General features: G+C 65.0%; 20 protein-coding genes and 1 pseudogene. 9 read left to right on the top strand and 12 right to left on the bottom strand.

Going from position 1 to position 15,248, the window contains the following annotated elements; all coding sequences use genetic code 11:
• Positions 1-400: 400 nt before the first annotated feature.
• The gene (locus B4400_RS03615; RefSeq protein ID WP_070952047.1) at positions 401-1,174 is read left to right on the top strand and encodes an S-methyl-5'-thioadenosine phosphorylase; all 774 of its coding nucleotides are present in this window, start codon (positions 401-403) and stop codon (positions 1,172-1,174) included.
• On the opposite strand, the gene B4400_RS03610 is transcribed toward B4400_RS03615, so the two are convergent.
• Positions 1,171-1,668 (bottom strand): pyridoxamine 5'-phosphate oxidase family protein, encoded by a 498-nt coding sequence (locus tag B4400_RS03610; RefSeq protein ID WP_078308298.1) that lies wholly within the window; start codon positions 1,666-1,668, stop codon positions 1,171-1,173. The two genes, B4400_RS03615 and B4400_RS03610, sit on opposite strands and share 4 nt — an antisense overlap.
• A gap of 52 nt (positions 1,669-1,720) precedes the next feature.
• Here B4400_RS03610 and B4400_RS03605 point away from each other — a divergent pair, with 52 nt between their 5' ends.
• Positions 1,721-2,179 (top strand): SRPBCC family protein, encoded by a 459-nt coding sequence (locus B4400_RS03605; protein ID WP_078308543.1) that lies wholly within the window; start codon positions 1,721-1,723, stop codon positions 2,177-2,179.
• On the opposite strand, the gene B4400_RS03600 is transcribed toward B4400_RS03605, so the two are convergent.
• The 3 genes from B4400_RS03600 to B4400_RS03590 are packed head-to-tail and all read right to left on the bottom strand — an operon-like array spanning position 2,180 to position 4,219.
• Positions 2,180-2,698 (bottom strand): cupin domain-containing protein, encoded by a 519-nt coding sequence (locus tag B4400_RS03600; RefSeq protein WP_078308301.1) that lies wholly within the window; start codon positions 2,696-2,698, stop codon positions 2,180-2,182.
• A gap of 34 nt (positions 2,699-2,732) precedes the next feature.
• Positions 2,733-3,881 (bottom strand): o-succinylbenzoate--CoA ligase, encoded by a 1,149-nt coding sequence (gene menE, locus B4400_RS03595; RefSeq protein ID WP_078308304.1) that lies wholly within the window; start codon positions 3,879-3,881, stop codon positions 2,733-2,735.
• Positions 3,878-4,219, bottom strand: a complete 342-nt coding sequence (locus B4400_RS03590; RefSeq protein ID WP_078308307.1) for a DUF3349 domain-containing protein — start codon at positions 4,217-4,219, stop codon at positions 3,878-3,880. The genes menE and B4400_RS03590 overlap by 4 nt, the downstream gene beginning before the upstream one ends.
• A gap of 61 nt (positions 4,220-4,280) precedes the next feature.
• Here B4400_RS03590 and B4400_RS25125 point away from each other — a divergent pair.
• The 3 genes and pseudogenes from B4400_RS25125 (at position 4,281) to B4400_RS03575 (ending at position 6,072) form a co-directional block, all read left to right on the top strand.
• Positions 4,281-4,495, top strand: a pseudogene (locus B4400_RS25125) (hypothetical protein).
• Positions 4,480-5,763, top strand: a complete 1,284-nt coding sequence (locus B4400_RS03580; protein WP_078308310.1) for an inorganic phosphate transporter — start codon at positions 4,480-4,482, stop codon at positions 5,761-5,763. Before B4400_RS25125 ends, B4400_RS03580 begins: the two are co-directional and overlap by 16 nt.
• 30 nt (positions 5,764-5,793) lie before the next feature.
• A complete protein-coding gene (locus B4400_RS03575) occupies positions 5,794-6,072 on the top strand; it encodes a hypothetical protein (RefSeq protein ID WP_078308313.1) in 279 nt (92 codons plus the stop codon).
• Between the two features lie 34 nt (positions 6,073-6,106).
• On the opposite strand, the gene B4400_RS03570 is transcribed toward B4400_RS03575, so the two are convergent.
• Both B4400_RS03570 and B4400_RS03565 read right to left on the bottom strand, forming a co-directional pair.
• On the bottom strand, positions 6,107-6,493 hold the full coding sequence (locus B4400_RS03570) for a VOC family protein (protein WP_078308316.1): 387 nt from the start codon (positions 6,491-6,493) through the stop codon (positions 6,107-6,109).
• 28 nt (positions 6,494-6,521) lie between these two features.
• Complete coding sequence (locus B4400_RS03565) at positions 6,522-7,406, bottom strand: SDR family oxidoreductase (RefSeq protein ID WP_078308318.1); 885 nt, start codon at positions 7,404-7,406, stop codon at positions 6,522-6,524.
• Between the two features lie 132 nt (positions 7,407-7,538).
• Here B4400_RS03565 and B4400_RS03560 point away from each other — a divergent pair, with 132 nt between their 5' ends.
• Positions 7,539-8,375, top strand: coding sequence for an SDR family oxidoreductase (locus B4400_RS03560; protein ID WP_078308321.1), 837 nt, complete (start codon positions 7,539-7,541; stop codon positions 8,373-8,375).
• 68 nt (positions 8,376-8,443) lie between these two features.
• On the opposite strand, the gene B4400_RS03555 is transcribed toward B4400_RS03560, so the two are convergent.
• The 4 genes from B4400_RS03555 to B4400_RS03540 form a co-directional block, all read right to left on the bottom strand.
• Positions 8,444-9,364: a 1,4-dihydroxy-2-naphthoyl-CoA synthase gene (locus tag B4400_RS03555; RefSeq protein ID WP_078308324.1), complete on the bottom strand. Its 921-nt coding sequence runs from the start codon at positions 9,362-9,364 to the stop codon at positions 8,444-8,446.
• 56 nt (positions 9,365-9,420) lie between these two features.
• Positions 9,421-10,119 carry a hypothetical protein gene (locus B4400_RS03550; RefSeq protein ID WP_078308326.1) on the bottom strand — a complete coding sequence of 233 codons (699 nt, stop codon included), beginning with the start codon at positions 10,117-10,119 and terminating at the stop codon, positions 9,421-9,423.
• 108 nt (positions 10,120-10,227) lie between these two features.
• The gene (locus B4400_RS03545; protein WP_078308329.1) at positions 10,228-10,686 is read right to left on the bottom strand and encodes a carboxymuconolactone decarboxylase family protein; all 459 of its coding nucleotides are present in this window, start codon (positions 10,684-10,686) and stop codon (positions 10,228-10,230) included.
• A complete protein-coding gene (locus B4400_RS03540) occupies positions 10,683-11,033 on the bottom strand; it encodes a GNAT family N-acetyltransferase (RefSeq protein ID WP_078308332.1) in 351 nt (116 codons plus the stop codon). Before B4400_RS03540 ends, B4400_RS03545 begins: the two co-directional genes overlap by 4 nt.
• Positions 11,034-11,082: 49 nt before the next feature.
• Between B4400_RS03540 and B4400_RS03535 the strand changes: the two genes are divergently transcribed.
• Positions 11,083-12,090 (top strand): pirin family protein, encoded by a 1,008-nt coding sequence (locus B4400_RS03535; protein WP_078308544.1) that lies wholly within the window; start codon positions 11,083-11,085, stop codon positions 12,088-12,090.
• Complete coding sequence (locus B4400_RS03530; protein WP_139359961.1) at positions 12,091-13,263, top strand: GGDEF domain-containing protein; 1,173 nt, start codon at positions 12,091-12,093, stop codon at positions 13,261-13,263.
• Positions 13,264-13,276: 13 nt separating this feature from the next.
• Here the strand turns inward: B4400_RS03530 and B4400_RS03525 are convergent, their stop codons facing one another.
• The gene (locus tag B4400_RS03525) at positions 13,277-13,726 is read right to left on the bottom strand and encodes a nitroreductase/quinone reductase family protein (RefSeq protein WP_078308335.1); all 450 of its coding nucleotides are present in this window, start codon (positions 13,724-13,726) and stop codon (positions 13,277-13,279) included.
• A 62-nt stretch (positions 13,727-13,788) separates the two neighbouring features.
• Positions 13,789-14,115, bottom strand: a complete 327-nt coding sequence (locus tag B4400_RS03520) for a hypothetical protein (RefSeq protein ID WP_078308337.1) — start codon at positions 14,113-14,115, stop codon at positions 13,789-13,791.
• 163 nt (positions 14,116-14,278) lie between these two features.
• On the opposite strand from B4400_RS03520, the gene B4400_RS03515 reads away from it, so the two are divergent.
• Positions 14,279-15,247, top strand: coding sequence for an o-succinylbenzoate synthase (locus B4400_RS03515; protein WP_139361277.1), 969 nt, complete (start codon positions 14,279-14,281; stop codon positions 15,245-15,247).
• Position 15,248: the final 1 nt, after the last annotated feature.

Below are 15,248 nucleotides of genomic sequence, written 5' to 3'. Positions count from 1 at the left end.
CCGGGCCGATCGGCACATGACGCGAGTGCCAGGGCTCCGGCCGATGCTGCGGTGGCTATCAGGAAGTGTCTTCGATGTAGTTGAGGCCCAATCGAATTCATCTCTCTACCGTAGCCCCGGCCCGGGGCGCGTCAAGGCCGGAGCGCCGGCGGCATTATCTGTGGGTGACTATGAATTTCCGTCAGCAATTCATGCACCTGCCGTGCGATAGCTCAGAGCGGGAGTGTCCGCTCCGCTATTCAGTTGCGGCAACTATGTGTGTATTGCTTCATGAAATTGAGAAAATTGCGGCCGAAATTTGTTGGGAACTATTGCAGGCATTCGGGCGACTAATTATCTGTGCGGTGCGGCCGTACACCCCAACTGGTCGTAAGTCGAAGCCTTGAACGACAATATCGGCATGCTCGCGGTGATCGGTGGTAGCGGTTTCTACTCGTTCTTCGACAAACCGGTGCGGACCGTCACCCCGACGACGCCGTACGGTCAGCCCAGTGCACCCATCACGATTGGGCTGGTAGGGGAGCGCGAGGTGGCGTTTCTGCCACGGCATGGAAGTCGCCACGAGTTCTCGCCGCACACCGTGCCTTATCGCGCCAACATGTGGGCGCTCCGTGCGCTGGGTGTGCGCCGGGTCTTCGCGCCGTGCGCCGTGGGCAGCCTCACCGCTGATCTGGGCCCCGGAACCATCGTGGTACCCGATCAGCTGGTGGATCGCACCAGCGGGCGCGAGCAGACATTCTTCGACAGTGGCGGTATCCACGTGGAATTCGCCGACCCGTACTGCCCCGGGTTACGGGCCGTATCGCTGCAACCTGAGACCGTCGACGGCGGCACGATGGTGGTGGTGCAGGGTCCGCGGTTTTCGACGCGGGCCGAAAGCCGGTGGTACGCATCGCAGGGTTTCACTCTGGTCAACATGACCGGATACCCCGAGGCGGTGCTGGCCCGTGAGCTTGAAATCTGCTACGCCGCAATCGCTTTGGTCACCGACCTGGATGCCGGAATCGAACACGGCCAGGGCGTCCGGGCGGTTGACGTGTTCGCCGAGTTCGAGCGGAATATCGGCGGATTCAAGGAGCTGGTGCGCACCGCGGTGACCGCGACCGAATCCGTCGACACCTGCGGACACTGCCGCGCACATGACGGCGTCACACTGCCGATCGAGCTTCCTTAGGGGGCGTATCGCGTCTGTCCGTGCGGATTCTTGGTAAAGGACAGCACCTTCGACGGCACCACCTTGTATACGGCGGCGAACTGATCGCCCTCGCCGAATCCGCCCTCGCTCGGCGTGAATCTCCATTCTTCGCCGTATTTTTGGATGTAGGCGTCCGCCAGGATGTGCAGGGCTGAGGGCTCGAGGACGCGTTCGGCTGTTCCTTCGACGACGACGTCGTGTCCGTCGTTCCAGGTATTGACGCCGGTCGCGACGGCCACCGCGGCGTTCGCGTCGAGGTTGCGCGCCTTCTGCTCGGTAGGGCCGGTGCAGAATACGAAGAAGTCCTCCTGCCACAGTCCGACCAGGGGAGTCATGTGTGGGCTGCCATCGGCGCGGACGGTGGTCATCCAGTACAGCTCGGCGGCGACCAGCAGTGCCGACACGTCGCGCCATGCGGGGGCGGTGGCACCTGGCTCGCTGAACCGCTGATCGAAATGGGAGGTAAGGGTCATGGTGATACAGACCCGGCCCGTCACCGAGATTCATCGCGGGTACCGTAACGCCATGCGTGATTCGGTCACCGTCCACATCGCCGCTCCCGCCGACAAGATTTGGGAACTGGTCAGCGATATCACCAACACCGGGAAGTTCAGTCCGGAGACATTCGAGGCCGAATGGCTCGACGGCGCCACCGCCCCTGCGGTGGGCGTGCGCTTCCGCGGTCATGTGAAGCGCAATCAGAAGGGGCCCGTCTACTGGACGGTGTGCCGAATCGTCGATTGCGACCGCGGCCGTTCCTTCGGTTTCGCGGTGCTCTGGCCCAACGGCAAGACGGTGAACACCTGGCGCTATCGGTTCGAGCCCGTTGGCGGTGGCACCGATGTCACCGAATCCTTTGAGCTGACACCGACATTGCCGCTGCGTATCTACTGGGCACTGCTCGGCTGGTCGCGTGGTCGCACCAACCGTAACGGCATGCGTGAGACCCTCAACCGGATCAAAGCGGTCGCCGAGTCTGGCTGATCAGCGGGCGTCCAGCGCCGACAGCCCTCGCCCCTCGGACCACACCGGACTCTCGATGAAGTGGTTGTCATAGCTTTCCTGCGCGGCCTGTAGCTCGCTGATATCGGCCTGCCCGTGGACAATTCGGTCCAGCAGCCGGAAGTAGTCGAAGCGCTGGACGCCGGGGGAGAGCACCGTGAAAATATTGGCATCGCTATCGCCGGTAGCGCCGAACGCATGCGGCATCAGCTGGGGAACCAACAGTGTGTCGCCCTGTTCCAGAATCTCGATACGATCACCCGCCAGGATTTCCAGCCGCCCCGACACCAGATAGAACAGTTCGGTGGATCGAGTGTGGAAATGCGGGGCCGCGCCATTCGCGCCCTCGGGTAGGTAGATGCTCAGGACGCTGACCGCTCCGCCTGTCGCGTCGGAGTCCATCACCAATCCGGTCTCGTTCCCGGCCGCGGTGCTGACGATCTCGCGGTCGCCGTCCCGAACCAGCGGCGGGGAACCCGGCGCAAACTGTTCACGTGTCATGGTGTGAACGCTATGAACTCAAGTCAGCTTGAGGTCAAGAGAAGCGTTTGACGAGAGCGCGGCGGTCGAGTTTCCCGATTCCGTGCCGCGGTAGTTCGTCGAGAAGATGTAGTTCACGTGGGGCGGCGGTGTCTTCGAGTGTCGCGATGACATGCGTCCGGAGATCCTCCAGCGTGGGGGTGCCCGCTGGGGACGGCACTACCGCGACGGCGACGCGCTGGCCGAGCCGGTCGTCGGGAACGCCGAACACGGCGCATTCGGCGACCAGCGGGTGAGTGGCAAGGGCGGCCTCCACCACCTGCGGAACCACGGTGAGCCCGCCGGTACCGATGGCCTCGTCCAACCGTCCCAGCACCCGCAATCGGCCCTCGTCGAGCTCGCCGAAGTCATCGGTATGGAACCATCGGGGATCCGCAAATGCCTTATGGTCTGGCATATTCCGATAGCCCGATGCCACTGTGGCGCCACCGAGGCTGATCCGGCCCTCCGGGCCGATGCGCACCTGGACGCCGGCCAGGGCCACCCCGTCGTACACGCACCCGCCACAGGTCTCACTCATGCCGTAGGTCCGGACCACCGGGACACGGGCCTGCGCTGCCCTGATGGCGACGGCGGCGGGTAGCGGACCACCGCCCAGGAGTACGGCGTCAAAGGAGGCGAGTGCCTCCGATGCCGCGGGATTGTCTAGTGCCTTCACCAATTGTGTTGCCACCAAAGAGATGTACCGGCGATTCCCAGTCATCTCGGCGGCCGCCCGCACGAAATTGGACAGGGAGAAACCGGCCGAGACGTCAACAACGACGGGTTCGGTTCCGGCCTGGATGCTGCGCAGCAGCACCTGCATTCCGGCGATGTGATGGGGTGGCAGTGCCAGTAGCCATTGGCCGGTACCGCCCAGGCGGGCATGCGTGGCCGAACCGCTGGCCGCGAGGGCATCGCGGGTGAGCATGGCGCCCTTGGGTTTTCCCGTTGTGCCTGATGTTGAGACCACCACCGCGACATCCTCGGCGATCGGTTCGTCGGCGGCGAGTTCAGAGGCGAGTAAGTGGGCCCGATCGGCATCGTCGACAGGCACGGGCAAGACCGCGTCGCCACGGCCGTCCAGCAGCTCCGCCAGGCGGGGGAGCAGGCCCAGCATGGTCTGCCCGCTGGGTACGGGCAAGGCGCGCAGTAGCCGGGTCACGCCGGGTGGTCGGTGGCCTGACCGGAGCCCGGTTCTTCCCGATGATCCGCGGGCTCACGCGGATCATCCAGGGGCCAGCCCTTTTTCGCCAGTCGCTCGCGGACCCGCTCGATATCTTCTCCGGTCGGCAGCTCATCGGTTACCTGGGTGATGAGCACAGCGATGTCGATGTTGTCGAAGTCGCCCCGGGCCATCAGTTCACGCGCCACGGTCTTGACTTCGTCGTTACTCAGCCTGCGCCCCAGCAGCGCCAGCAGGGGGACATAGTCAGGTGGCGGGACGCCTTCGGGGTACCCCGCCCGAAGCCAGGTGACGATCTTGCTCAGAAATGCGTTCACGGCCTCAAACTCCTGTAGGGACGGGCGGCCGTCCTCTTCGTGTCGACTGCTAGGGATCGTAGTGCTGTTGGCTGCTGTTGTCGCCAGGCAAAACTAGCCGCAATGAGCCAGGAAGCCCGCGTCCAGTCCGAACAGTCAGCACCCGGAAGGTTAACGGAATGTGAACTCCTTGCGGGAAATATCAAACTGGCCGGTCAGCGCCCGAACTTGCTCGTCCATCAGCTGGTCAAAGTCAAGGCCTTTACCCCAGAATTAGCGCCATGGACGCAACCATGATCATTCTGGTGCTGTTGATCGCAACGGCACTGGCCTTCGACTTCACCAACGGGTTTCATGACACCGGTAACGCCATGGCGACGTCCATCGCAACGGGTGCGCTCAAGCCCAAGACCGCGGTTCTGCTGGCAGGCGTCCTGAACCTCGTCGGCGCGTTCCTCTCCGTCGAGGTCGCCGTCACCGTGACCACCTCGGTCATCAAGGTGCAAGACAGCAAGACCGGTCACCTGCTGCCCAACATCACCCCGTCGATGGGCCTGACGATCATCTTCGCGGGCCTCATCGGCGGCATCCTGTGGAACTTGCTGACCTGGCTCTTCGGTATTCCGTCCAGCTCGTCGCACGCACTCTTCGGTGGCCTCATCGGCGCCGCACTCGCCGCCATCGGCCTGTCGGGCGTGAAGTGGGACGGCATCTTGCAGAAGGTCATCATCCCCGCGCTGGCCGCGCCACTGATCGCCGGCCTGGTCGCCGCCGCCGGTACCTGGCTGGTCTACCGCATCACCCGCAACGTGGTGAAGAAGCGTCGCGAAGAGGGCTTCCGCTGGGGCCAGATCGCCACCGCGTCCTTGGTTGCGCTGTCGCACGGAACCAATGACGCACAGAAGACCATGGGTGTCATCGCCCTGGCGCTCATCACCACCGGCCACCTGACCGGAAACGTCAAGGAGACCGGGCTCCCGTTCTGGATCATCGCCAGCTGCGCGCTCGCCATCGGCCTCGGCACCTACCTCGGCGGATGGCGCGTCATCCGCACCCTGGGCAAGGGCCTCGTCGAGATCGAGTCCCCACAGGGTCTGGCCGCCGAAGCGTCCTCGGCCGCGATCATCCTGAGCTCCAGTGCCGCCGGTATGGCTCTGTCCACCACGCACGTGGCCACTGGCTCCATCCTGGGCAGCGGTGTCGGTAAGCCCGGTGCCGAGGTGCGCTGGGCGGTGGCGGGTCGCATGGTGCTGGCCTGGCTGGTCACCTTGCCCGCAGCCGGCATCGTCGGCGCGCTGTCCTACTGGCTCTCCAAGGGTGTCGGCGATCTCACCACGCCGATGGTCGGCGACCTCATCATCTTCGGCCTGCTCGTGGTGCTCTCCGGTTACATGTGGTGGCGTGCTCAGCAGGAGAAGGTCGACTCCAGCAACGTCAACGCCGATTGGGACGACTCCACCAACTCTGTGGTGCCCGCCGATGTCCGCGAGGTCAAGGCCGAAGTGTCCGCCGAGAGCAAGGACGCCTCGAAGCAGGACTCTGCCAGCGACACGGCTTCGGTCTAACCCAACCCCGCGAATAGTAAGGAAGCCTCAATGAACTACGTGGAAGCCATCGGCAAGGTGCTCGTTGTTGGTTTGGTCCTCGGTGCGGGTCTGCCGGCGGTGTTCGCGGCGGGCCTGGTCGCCTACTCGTCGGGTGCCGGTGGCGCCAACGACGACGGCACGGTCACCGCGCCCAACCCGGCCGTGAAGTTTCTGGGACTGGCGCTCTTCACCCTGGTCGGAGCGGTCATCGTGCTGGCGCTGTTGTGGATTACCCGGACCACGATCATCCACCACACGGGCATCGACTTCTTCCCGTTCGTCAAGTAGTAACGCGACCAACTCCACAGACACCCGGCGGAAGCTACCGCCGGGTGTCTTTGCGTAGTGGGTGGTCCGGGGGGATCTGCACGAAGATCAGCGTGACGCCGTCGGGGGCGGCGACATGCATCTCATGCAGTCCCCACGGCTCCTGTTGCGCGGCACGGCTTATCGACGCGCCGCGGCTTTCCAGGTCGGTTTGCGCCGCGTAGACGTCGCGTACCTGGAGCCAGAGCGCGCCGGGAAATGCGGTGGGAGGTCCGTCCGTGCGGCCGTGTCCGGCGATCTCGATGAGGGATTGCCCGGCGAAGAACACCACGCCGGCTCCGTAGTCGCGCGCGACGGCAAGGCCCAGCGTGTCCCGATAGAAGGCCAGCGTCGCGTCATAGTCCTTAGGACGCAACAGTATTCGGCTGGACAATATCTCCATACCCGTGTGTATCACGGGGATGGAGATATTAGAGGGTTTCGCGCCCGGACATTGCCACCTTTGTCACCAGGCTGGGGGCCAGCGCGTTGGTGGCAGCCGACATCACCGAAATTCGCGGGGCGATGCGCACCGGTCGGGTACGTGCCGCCAGCACCATCCAATCCGCGGCCTCGGCGGAGGTCAGCGCCGCCGCGTTGGTGTACGCCTCGGTGGGCGCGATCATCGGGGTACGCACCAAAGGGAAGTAGAGCGTGGTGGTGTGCACGTTGTACTTGCCGTACTCGGCATCCACGATCCTGCTGACCGTCGACAATGCGGCCTTGGACGCGTTGTACACCGCGAACTGTGGCACGACGTCTGTGAGCACTCCCCAGGTGGCCACGTTGATGATGTGGCCACTGCGGCGTTCGACCATGCCGGGAGCGAACCCGCGGATCAGCCGCAACGGGGAGAAGTAGTTGAGCTGCATGGTTCGCTCGGCGTCATGCCAGCGATCCAGTGACTCGTAGGTCTTGCGCCGGATGGAGCGACCGGCGTTGTTGACCAGGATGTCGACGCCGCCATGGCGCTCATTAACGGTCTCCACCAGCTTGTCGATGGCATCGAGGTCCGACAGATCGCATGCGATGGCATCCGCCGTGCCGCCGGCGGCGGTGATACGCGCGGCGACCTCGTTCAGCAGGTCTTCACGCCGTGCCACCACGATGACCTTGGCGCCGAGCTTGCCGAATTGGTACGCGGCTTCCTCGCCGATACCTGACGAAGCGCCGGTGATGAGGACGCGCTTGTCCTTGACCGAGACGCCGTAGTTCGCGTCGAGCTTCGCCCGAAAGAGCGATGGGCTGGGGAAAGGCTGCATCAGGGCGCGGGCAAAGGCGGTGTTGAGTCGCTTGCTCACCGAGTTCTTACTCACGAGTAAGAACTGTAAGCCCACCGCGATGAGTGCGAAATGCCGGGCCTGGGTGACTTAGGTCTCGAAGGTATGCCTTACCGGCGGTGCCCTACGCTGGCCTCACTCATTCCCTATGACGACAAGGACGTGGCTATGGGATCGCTGGCAGGTAAGACCATCATCATGTCGGGAGGCAGCCGCGGCATCGGACTGGCGATCGCACTCCGGGCCGCGCGCGACGGTGCGAATGTCGCGATCATGGCCAAGACGGCAGAGCCGCATCCCAAGCTTCCCGGCACCATCTACACCGCTGCCGAGGAGATCGAGGCCGCCGGTGGTCATGCGCTCCCCATCCTCGGTGACGTCCGTGACGACGAGGTCGTGGCCTCGGCTGTGGCCCAGACGGTGGAGAGGTTCGGTGGGATAGACATCGTGGTCAACAATGCGAGCGCGTTGAATCTCGCTCCCTCGGAGTCGATCTCGATGAAGGCCTACGACCTGATGCAGGACATCAACGCGCGGGGCGCCTTCTCGCTCTCGACGTCGGCGCTCGGCGCGCTCAAGGAGGCGGAGAACCCGCACATCCTGACGCTGTCACCGCCCATCACGCTGGAACCCAAGTGGTTCGATCAGACCACCACCGCGTACACGATTTCGAAGTTCTCCATGAGCCTGGTGGCCATCGGACTAGCCGCCGAACTACGCAAGTACGGCATCGCGTCGAACTCGCTGTGGCCGCGCACCACCATCGACACCGCCGCCATCCGCAACATCCTGGGCGCGGAACTCGTGGCCCGCTGTCGCTCCGCCGAGATCATGGCCGACGCCGCGTACGAGATCCTGATCAAGCCCAGCCGCGAGGTCACCGGAAACAGCTTCATCGACGACGAGGTGCTCACCGAGGCCGGTGTCACCGACTTCTCGAAGTATCGCCAATGCGCAGAAGAGGACCTCGAGCTCGACTTCTGGATGGAACGCGCGGCACGGTAGCCGCACGGAAAATCGAGTAGCCGGCGGCCGCTGCAGGCCCAACCCGTGCTGAGCGGGGCCCTTGGGTCTTAGTAGTGCCAGGGGTAGGGCGACCAGTCCGGCTTGCGCTTCTCCAGGAACGAGTCACGGCCTTCGACGGCCTCATCGGTCATATAGGCCAATCGTGTTGCCTCCCCGGCGAACAACTGCTGTCCGACGAGTCCGTCATCGGCGAGGTTGAAGGCGTACTTCAGCATTCGTTGTGCCTGAGGTGACTTTTCGTTGATGGCGGCGGCCCACTCCAGCGCGACAGTCTCCAGATGTTCGTGGTCGAGGACCTCGTTGACGGCGCCCATCTGATGCATCTGTTCGGCCGTATACGGCCGGCCCAGGAAGAAGATCTCACGGGCAAATTTCTGCCCAACCATCTTGGCCAGGTATGCGCTGCCGTAGCCACCGTCGAAGCTGCCCACATCGGCGTCGGTCTGCTTGAAGCGAGCGTGTTCGCGGCTGGCCAATGTCAGGTCGCACACCACGTGCAGGCTGTGTCCACCGCCCGCTGCCCACCCATTCACCAAGGCGATCACCACTTTTGGCATGAAGCGGATGAGGCGCTGCACTTCCAGGATGTGCAGACGGCCCGCACGGCCCGGGTCCACGGTCTCGGCGGTCTCGCCCCCCGCGTATTGATAGCCGGTGCGGCCTCGGATGCGCTGGTCCCCGCCGGAGCAGAATGCCCAGCCGCCGTCCTTGGGGCTGGGGCCGTTCCCGGTCAGTAGCACCGCACCGACATCGGAGGTCATCCGTGCGTGGTCCAGGGTTCGGTAGAGCTCATCGACGGTGTGTGGCCGAAAGGCGTTCCGTACCTCGGGCCGGTCGAAGGCTATCCGCACGGTTCCCTGGCTGACGTGGCGGTGATAGGTGATGTCGGTCAGATCCTCGAATCCCGCCACCGGTTGCCAGCGCGTCGGGTCAAAGGGATTGGCGGTCTGCCCGTCGTCTTGGGTCATGGCTCCGACTCTAGAGGCCGCCCGGTGTGTGGCCGGTCGACGCTACCGGTGAGCCGCTACGCGGACGACTGTGCCGCCGAGGATGTCGTCCACTGGGTGAACAGGCCCGGCGGCGGCTGCTGGCACCACGCCCACTTGCCGTCCTCCTTGCGAAACTGGTTCGGCTGGGTGCGGGTCTGGGTGGCGCCACCACCCAGGCTGTACGTCGCGGTGATGTCTCCGGTGGCGCTGTCACCGATGATCTTGATGTTGTCGATCGCGAACTTCTCGACCGTGGTGGACTCGCGGATTACCTGCAGCGCGGTGGCCGTGTAGGCGAACTGATCGCGGTTGACGATCGCCTTGACGAGTGTGGCGCGTTCGCCGCTGCCAGCACTGGGGAACCGTTGTGCCACATGGCTGGACAGCGTCGAGGTATCGCCGTACAGCAGCGCCTCCTGGGCCCCCTGCCAGGAATTGATCGAGGGGACGAGCTTCTCGTCGGCGGTGCGGCTGGACACCTGGTAGCGCGGGCAGGTCAGGGCGTTGGCGGCGTCCGCATCGAGGCTTCCGAGCACCTTGCCCATCTGGGCGGTCACTTGCCGGATCTGATCTTGGTCACTGAGGGGTGAGGTGGTGGCCGGCGCCGGGGGAGTTTCCGTGGGCTTGGTGAGCGTCTGGTAGACGGTGCACCCGGATAGGGCGCTGGCGAGCGTCACGGCGAGTACCGCCGAGCGCGCTGTCTTACGGACGTATGTGGCACGCAGCTGCGGCATCGTTGAATACCTTCCCCGTGAGATAAGTCAGTAACCAGTTTATTAGTCTGGCTTATGAAACCCAACTCGTGGTGGTTCGGTTGTATTCCCGCCCCAGACGATCGGGTGTCAGCGCCTCGTGATCGGGTGGCGGCTCAGAATCGAGATCCGGTTGAAGGTGTTGATCATGATGGCCGACCACACCAGCGCCGATATCTGATCATCGGACAGGTGTACCCGGGCAGCGGTGTACTGCTCGTCGGTGAGGTGGCGAGCGGCGACCTCCGTCACCGCCTCGGCGATCGTCAGCGCCGCGCGCTCGACATCGCTGAACAGTTCGGCCTCCTGCCACACCGGCAGTACGGCGATCCGCTGAGCGGACTCGCCTTCCTCCAGCGCGACACGGGTGTGTAGATCGAGGCAGAACAGGCAGCGATTGAGTTGAGAGACTCGAATGTTGACTAATTCCAAGGTTGTTCGCGAGAGCCCGGCCTCGGCGGCCCGGGCACGGAGCTCGGCGGCGGTCTTGGTCAGCCCCTGGTAGACGGATGGAGTCTGTTTGTCGATGTAGACACGATGATCGGTCATCCCTGGTGCGCCTCGACGGCGGCCAGGGCTTCCCGCGTCACCGGGGCGACCACATCGTCGAACTCGTGGTGCTTGCCGACGAACTTCCTGACGTATGGGCATACCGGCACGATCCTTCGTCCCGTGGATCGGGTGGATGTCAGCGCCGACTGCACCAGCGTCCCGGCGAGGCCGCGGCCGCCAAACTTCTCGTCGATTTCCGTGTGATAAAAAATCCGCACGTCGGTGCTGCCCAATGCCGTATCCAGGTATTCGGTGAAGCCCGCGAGTTCACCGTCGGCGGTGATCTCGAACCGGTGGTGATCGGGTGCGTCGACGACCGTGGCGCTGGCTTCGGATTCATCCATGGTGACCAACTATGCCCCAGACGCCGGGAGTACGGCCGATGATGGTCACATGAGTAATACGGAGACCACCCCGACGGAAACCCGCTGCGAGGGTGGCGCGTGTTCACGGGATGGAGCCGGACACCCCGTGGTCGAAATACTCACTCCCCGAGAGGTTCCACTCGGAGGACCGCGTGCGATGACGGTGTTGCGGACCCTGCCCCAGGCGGGGCGATCATTGATCGGCGCCTGGTGCTTCGCCGACCATTACGGGCCCGATGACATCACGCAGACCGGCGGAATGGATGTGGCGCCTCATCCACATACCGGACTGCAGACGGTGAGCTGGCTGTTCACGGGGGAGATCGAGCATCGCGACAGCCACGGAGTGCATGCGATGGTGCGCCCTGGTGAGCTGAACCTGATGACGGGTGGCCACGGTATCTGCCATTCGGAGGTGTCGACGGCCCAGACCACCACGCTGCATGGTGTGCAGCTCTGGGTCGCCCTGCCCGATGAATCCCGGGATGCGGCACGCGATTTTCAGCATTACGCGCCCGAGGCGGTCGCCGTGGGCGGGGTGCGTCTGCGGGTGTTCTTGGGGACCCTGGCGGGGCAGGCATCTCCGGTGCGTACCGCCACCCCCTTGCTGGGTGCCGAGCTGCTGCTCGAACCGCGGAGCATGGCGCGGTTCGATGTCGATCCCGGGTTTGAGCACGGGCTGCTGGTGGATACCGAGGCGGTCGAGTTGTCCGGCACCAGATTGTCGCGGGGCGAGCTCGGTTACGTGGGCACCGGAGTCGATCAGCTCACCGTCCTCAACCCGACAGATTCCATAGCACGGGCAATTCTACTGGGCGGCAAGCCATTCGGAGAGCAGATCGTCATGTGGTGGAACTTTGTCGGCCGTCATCACGACGAGATCGCGGAATTCCGCGAGGCATGGCAGGCCGAGTCCGAACGCTTCGGCCATGTCGAGGGATACGAGGGTGCGGTGGCGCGCCTGCCTGCACCGCCGTTGCCCACCGTGCGTATGGTCCCCAGGCGCAATCCGCCGACCTCCAATCCGGAGAGCTAGATGCCGCTGAACAGAATCGTCACGTACGTCCGCTCCACCGCGTGGATGAGTTTTCTGCTCCAGTGGTGGACCGAGCCGGTCCCCACGGGCTGGCTGCGGGCATTCCTGCGCGCGCGCAAGCTTGACCGGACCGTCCGCAACCTCATCGGTGGATATGCGCTGATCTTCGCGGCGATCTGCGTCGCGGTGCAGTTCAGCGACACCGGACCCCGGAGCACGGTGGGCCGCGTCATCGTCGGCGTGTGCGCCCTGGGGGCGTTGGGTTGGGCGGTGCGCTGGGTGGTGGGGCCGTGGCCATCCCTGCGCGAGGCGGTCGCCTTCGTCGCCTTCGCGGACGTCGGGATCGCGCTCGCCTGCTGGCAGGACTCCGACCCACTGGCAGGTCTGGTGGGAACGGTGCTGTTCACCCCGGTCGGCGCATACGTCAGTTTCTTCCTGGGAAACCGGCTACTGGTGGCGCATGTCGCGTGGTGCGGCCCGATGATCTTGGCGCTGTCGTCGCGTCTGTTCGCCGAGGGCACCGTCGGTGCGGCGATGACCGCCGTGGTGAAGGTGACGAGCATGTTGGTCGTGGTGGTGTTGATACCCGCGGTCATCCAGTTCGGGATCGCGGTGGTGCGCTTGGACGCGCTTGCCGCCCAGCGTGATCCACTCACCGGGCTGCTCAACCGCCGTGGCATCTACGGTGAGTGGCAGCGGCTGCACAGTGGGCTGGCGCGTGGGTACATGTTGGAAGGAGACCGGGTGATCGCCGCCGCCATCGTCGATATCGACCGGTTCAAGTCGATCAACGATCGGTACGGTCACGGGACGGGTGATCGGGTGCTCGTCGACCTGGCCGGCGCGCTCACTGCCGAATCGAGCCGGGGGAATCTGGTGGGCCGCTCGGGTGGTGAGGAGTTTCTCGTGGTGACGGTCTGCCCGGCGGAGGCCGTGGCCGAATTCGCCACGCGACTCAGGGAAGCCGTGACGTCATCCACACCTGCGGGGATCACCGTGACCGCGAGTGTGGGGGTCGCGGCCCAGGCGGTTGCGAGTGTGGCGTCGGCGGCTTCTCAAAAGGCGATCGATGTGTTGACCGCCTGCGCCGACCGCGCGATGTACGAGGCAAAACGCAACGGCGGGAATCAATCCCGAATTCTCTATCCGGGTCATGCCCTCGTGGACGATTAGCCGTGGCGAGGGCCTAGCGGTCCAGTGGATCCAACCGGAACACGGCGGCCATCCCGGCCAGTGCCTCGAACTCATCCGGGGTGCCCTCCTTGACCAGCCCGGCGTTTCTGATGAAGCCGACTCCGGTGGGCACCTCGATCGGAAACGCGCGGAGCACCGGGCGGGAGTCCTCGGGGGACAGCTCGACAATGCGTACCCGCTGGGTGTGGCGCCCTTGTGTCAGGGTGCCCTCTTTGGCCTTGCGTGCGTTGGCGATCCAGGACGATCCGGGAACTCCACCGACGGCATAGCGCTGCCCGTCGAGGGTGAAGGGGGTGATGGGAGTCGAACGCGGCTTGCCGGACTTGGCGCCCGGGACCGTGAGGACCATCATCGGCAATTTGAGGCCTATCTTGTGTCCGCCGATGACGACCTTGTTGAAGTATCGGAGCCATCGGGGAACAGGCTTGATGTCAACTGACATGACATTAAGGTACGCCCTCCGAGATGCGTTGGCTAGGGACCAAAAGTTGACCAGTTGTGGCATCAACTGATGCGTGGCCGGAATCGTCTGCGCGCGGCATGGATGGCCCCGATCGAGCGGCCCAAGCGCGTCGCGACTTGCGCGGCGGTCGACGATGCGTCCAGCGCCGTGTCGATCTCCTCAGTGGTCCAGGGCTTCTGCCAGTTCAGCGGATGATCCGCGGCGTCGGCGAAGTAACGCTGCGAGCGCCGCGCGGCCCGTTGATTGATCTGCTCCCAGCGTTCGCGTTCCGCTTCGCCGATCCGCTGCAGTCGCTGTGCCTCCGCCGACGAGCAGCCTGCGCACCGGCAACCCGATTGATATCCCGCCACGCCGTGAACCGTCAGCATGTGCTCTCCTTCGCCTGTCCGCCGATGTGGGCAGATTGGCATCCGGCCGCACTGCCGCTCTAGAAACCAAAGTCACTTTCGCGCGGTGATGGGAACCGGGCCGCGGGGGAAGGCTTCGGGGCGTCGCACCGGACCATCTGAACAGCGTGCGACGATCGCTGATGTGGAGCTGCCCGCGTTGGACGATGTGCTCGGCCGGCTGCATGTCGTCGCCTTGCCCATGCGGGTGCGATTTCGCGGCATCACCACCCGGGAGGTCGCTCTGATCGAGGGGCCGGCCGGCTGGGGCGAATTCGGTGCCTTTCCCGAGTACGACCCGCCCGAGGCCTCTGCCTGGCTAGGGGCCGCCATCGAGGCCGCGTACACCGAGCTCCCCGCGGCCCGGCGCACCCGCATACCCGTCAACGCGACGGTGCCCGCGGTAGCGGCCGCGGACGTACCCGAGGTGCTGGCCCGCTTCCCGGGCGCCCGCACCGCCAAGGTCAAGGTGGCCGAGCCCGGGCAGACCCTCGGCGACGATGTCGCCCGCGTCGCAGCGGTCCGCGCGCAGATCCCCACTGTGCGGGTGGATGCCAACGCGGGATGGTCCGTGGAACAGGCGATTCAGGCGCTGACCGCACTGACGCGCGACGGTGCTCTCGAATACGCCGAACAGCCCTGCGCCACCGTCGAGGAATTGGCGGAGGTGCGTCGGCGCCTCCCGGCTGTGCCGATCGCCGCTGACGAAAGCATCAGGCGAGCAAGCGATCCGCTGCGTGTCGCCCGGGCGGGGGCGGCCGATGTCGCGGTCCTCAAGGTGGCCCCGCTCGGTGGTGTGGCCGCGCTCCTGGATATCGCGGAGCGGATCGGTATTCCCGTGGTGATCTCCAGCGCCCTCGATAGCGCGGTCGGCATCGGCATCGGTCTGCGTGCGGCGGGGGCGTTGCCGGTGCTCGAGCATGCCTGCGGACTGGGTACCGGAGGGTTTTTCGTCGAGGATGTGGCCGAGACCCCGGCACCCGAGAACGGTTACTTGACGGTGGCGTCGTTCGCTCCGGACCGGGCCCGGCTGGCGGCGCTCGCCGCGCCTGTTGACCGGTGTGACTGGTGGCGGCGCCGAGTGGCCGACTGCTACCCGCTGTTGAACCGGTAGG

It is taken from the genome of Mycobacterium sp. D16Q13 (assembly GCF_002013375.1).
Taxonomy (GTDB): domain Bacteria; phylum Actinomycetota; class Actinomycetes; order Mycobacteriales; family Mycobacteriaceae; genus Mycobacterium.
The sequence above is the reverse complement of the archived record's forward strand: the minus strand, read 5'-3'. Positions and strand labels throughout refer to the sequence as shown.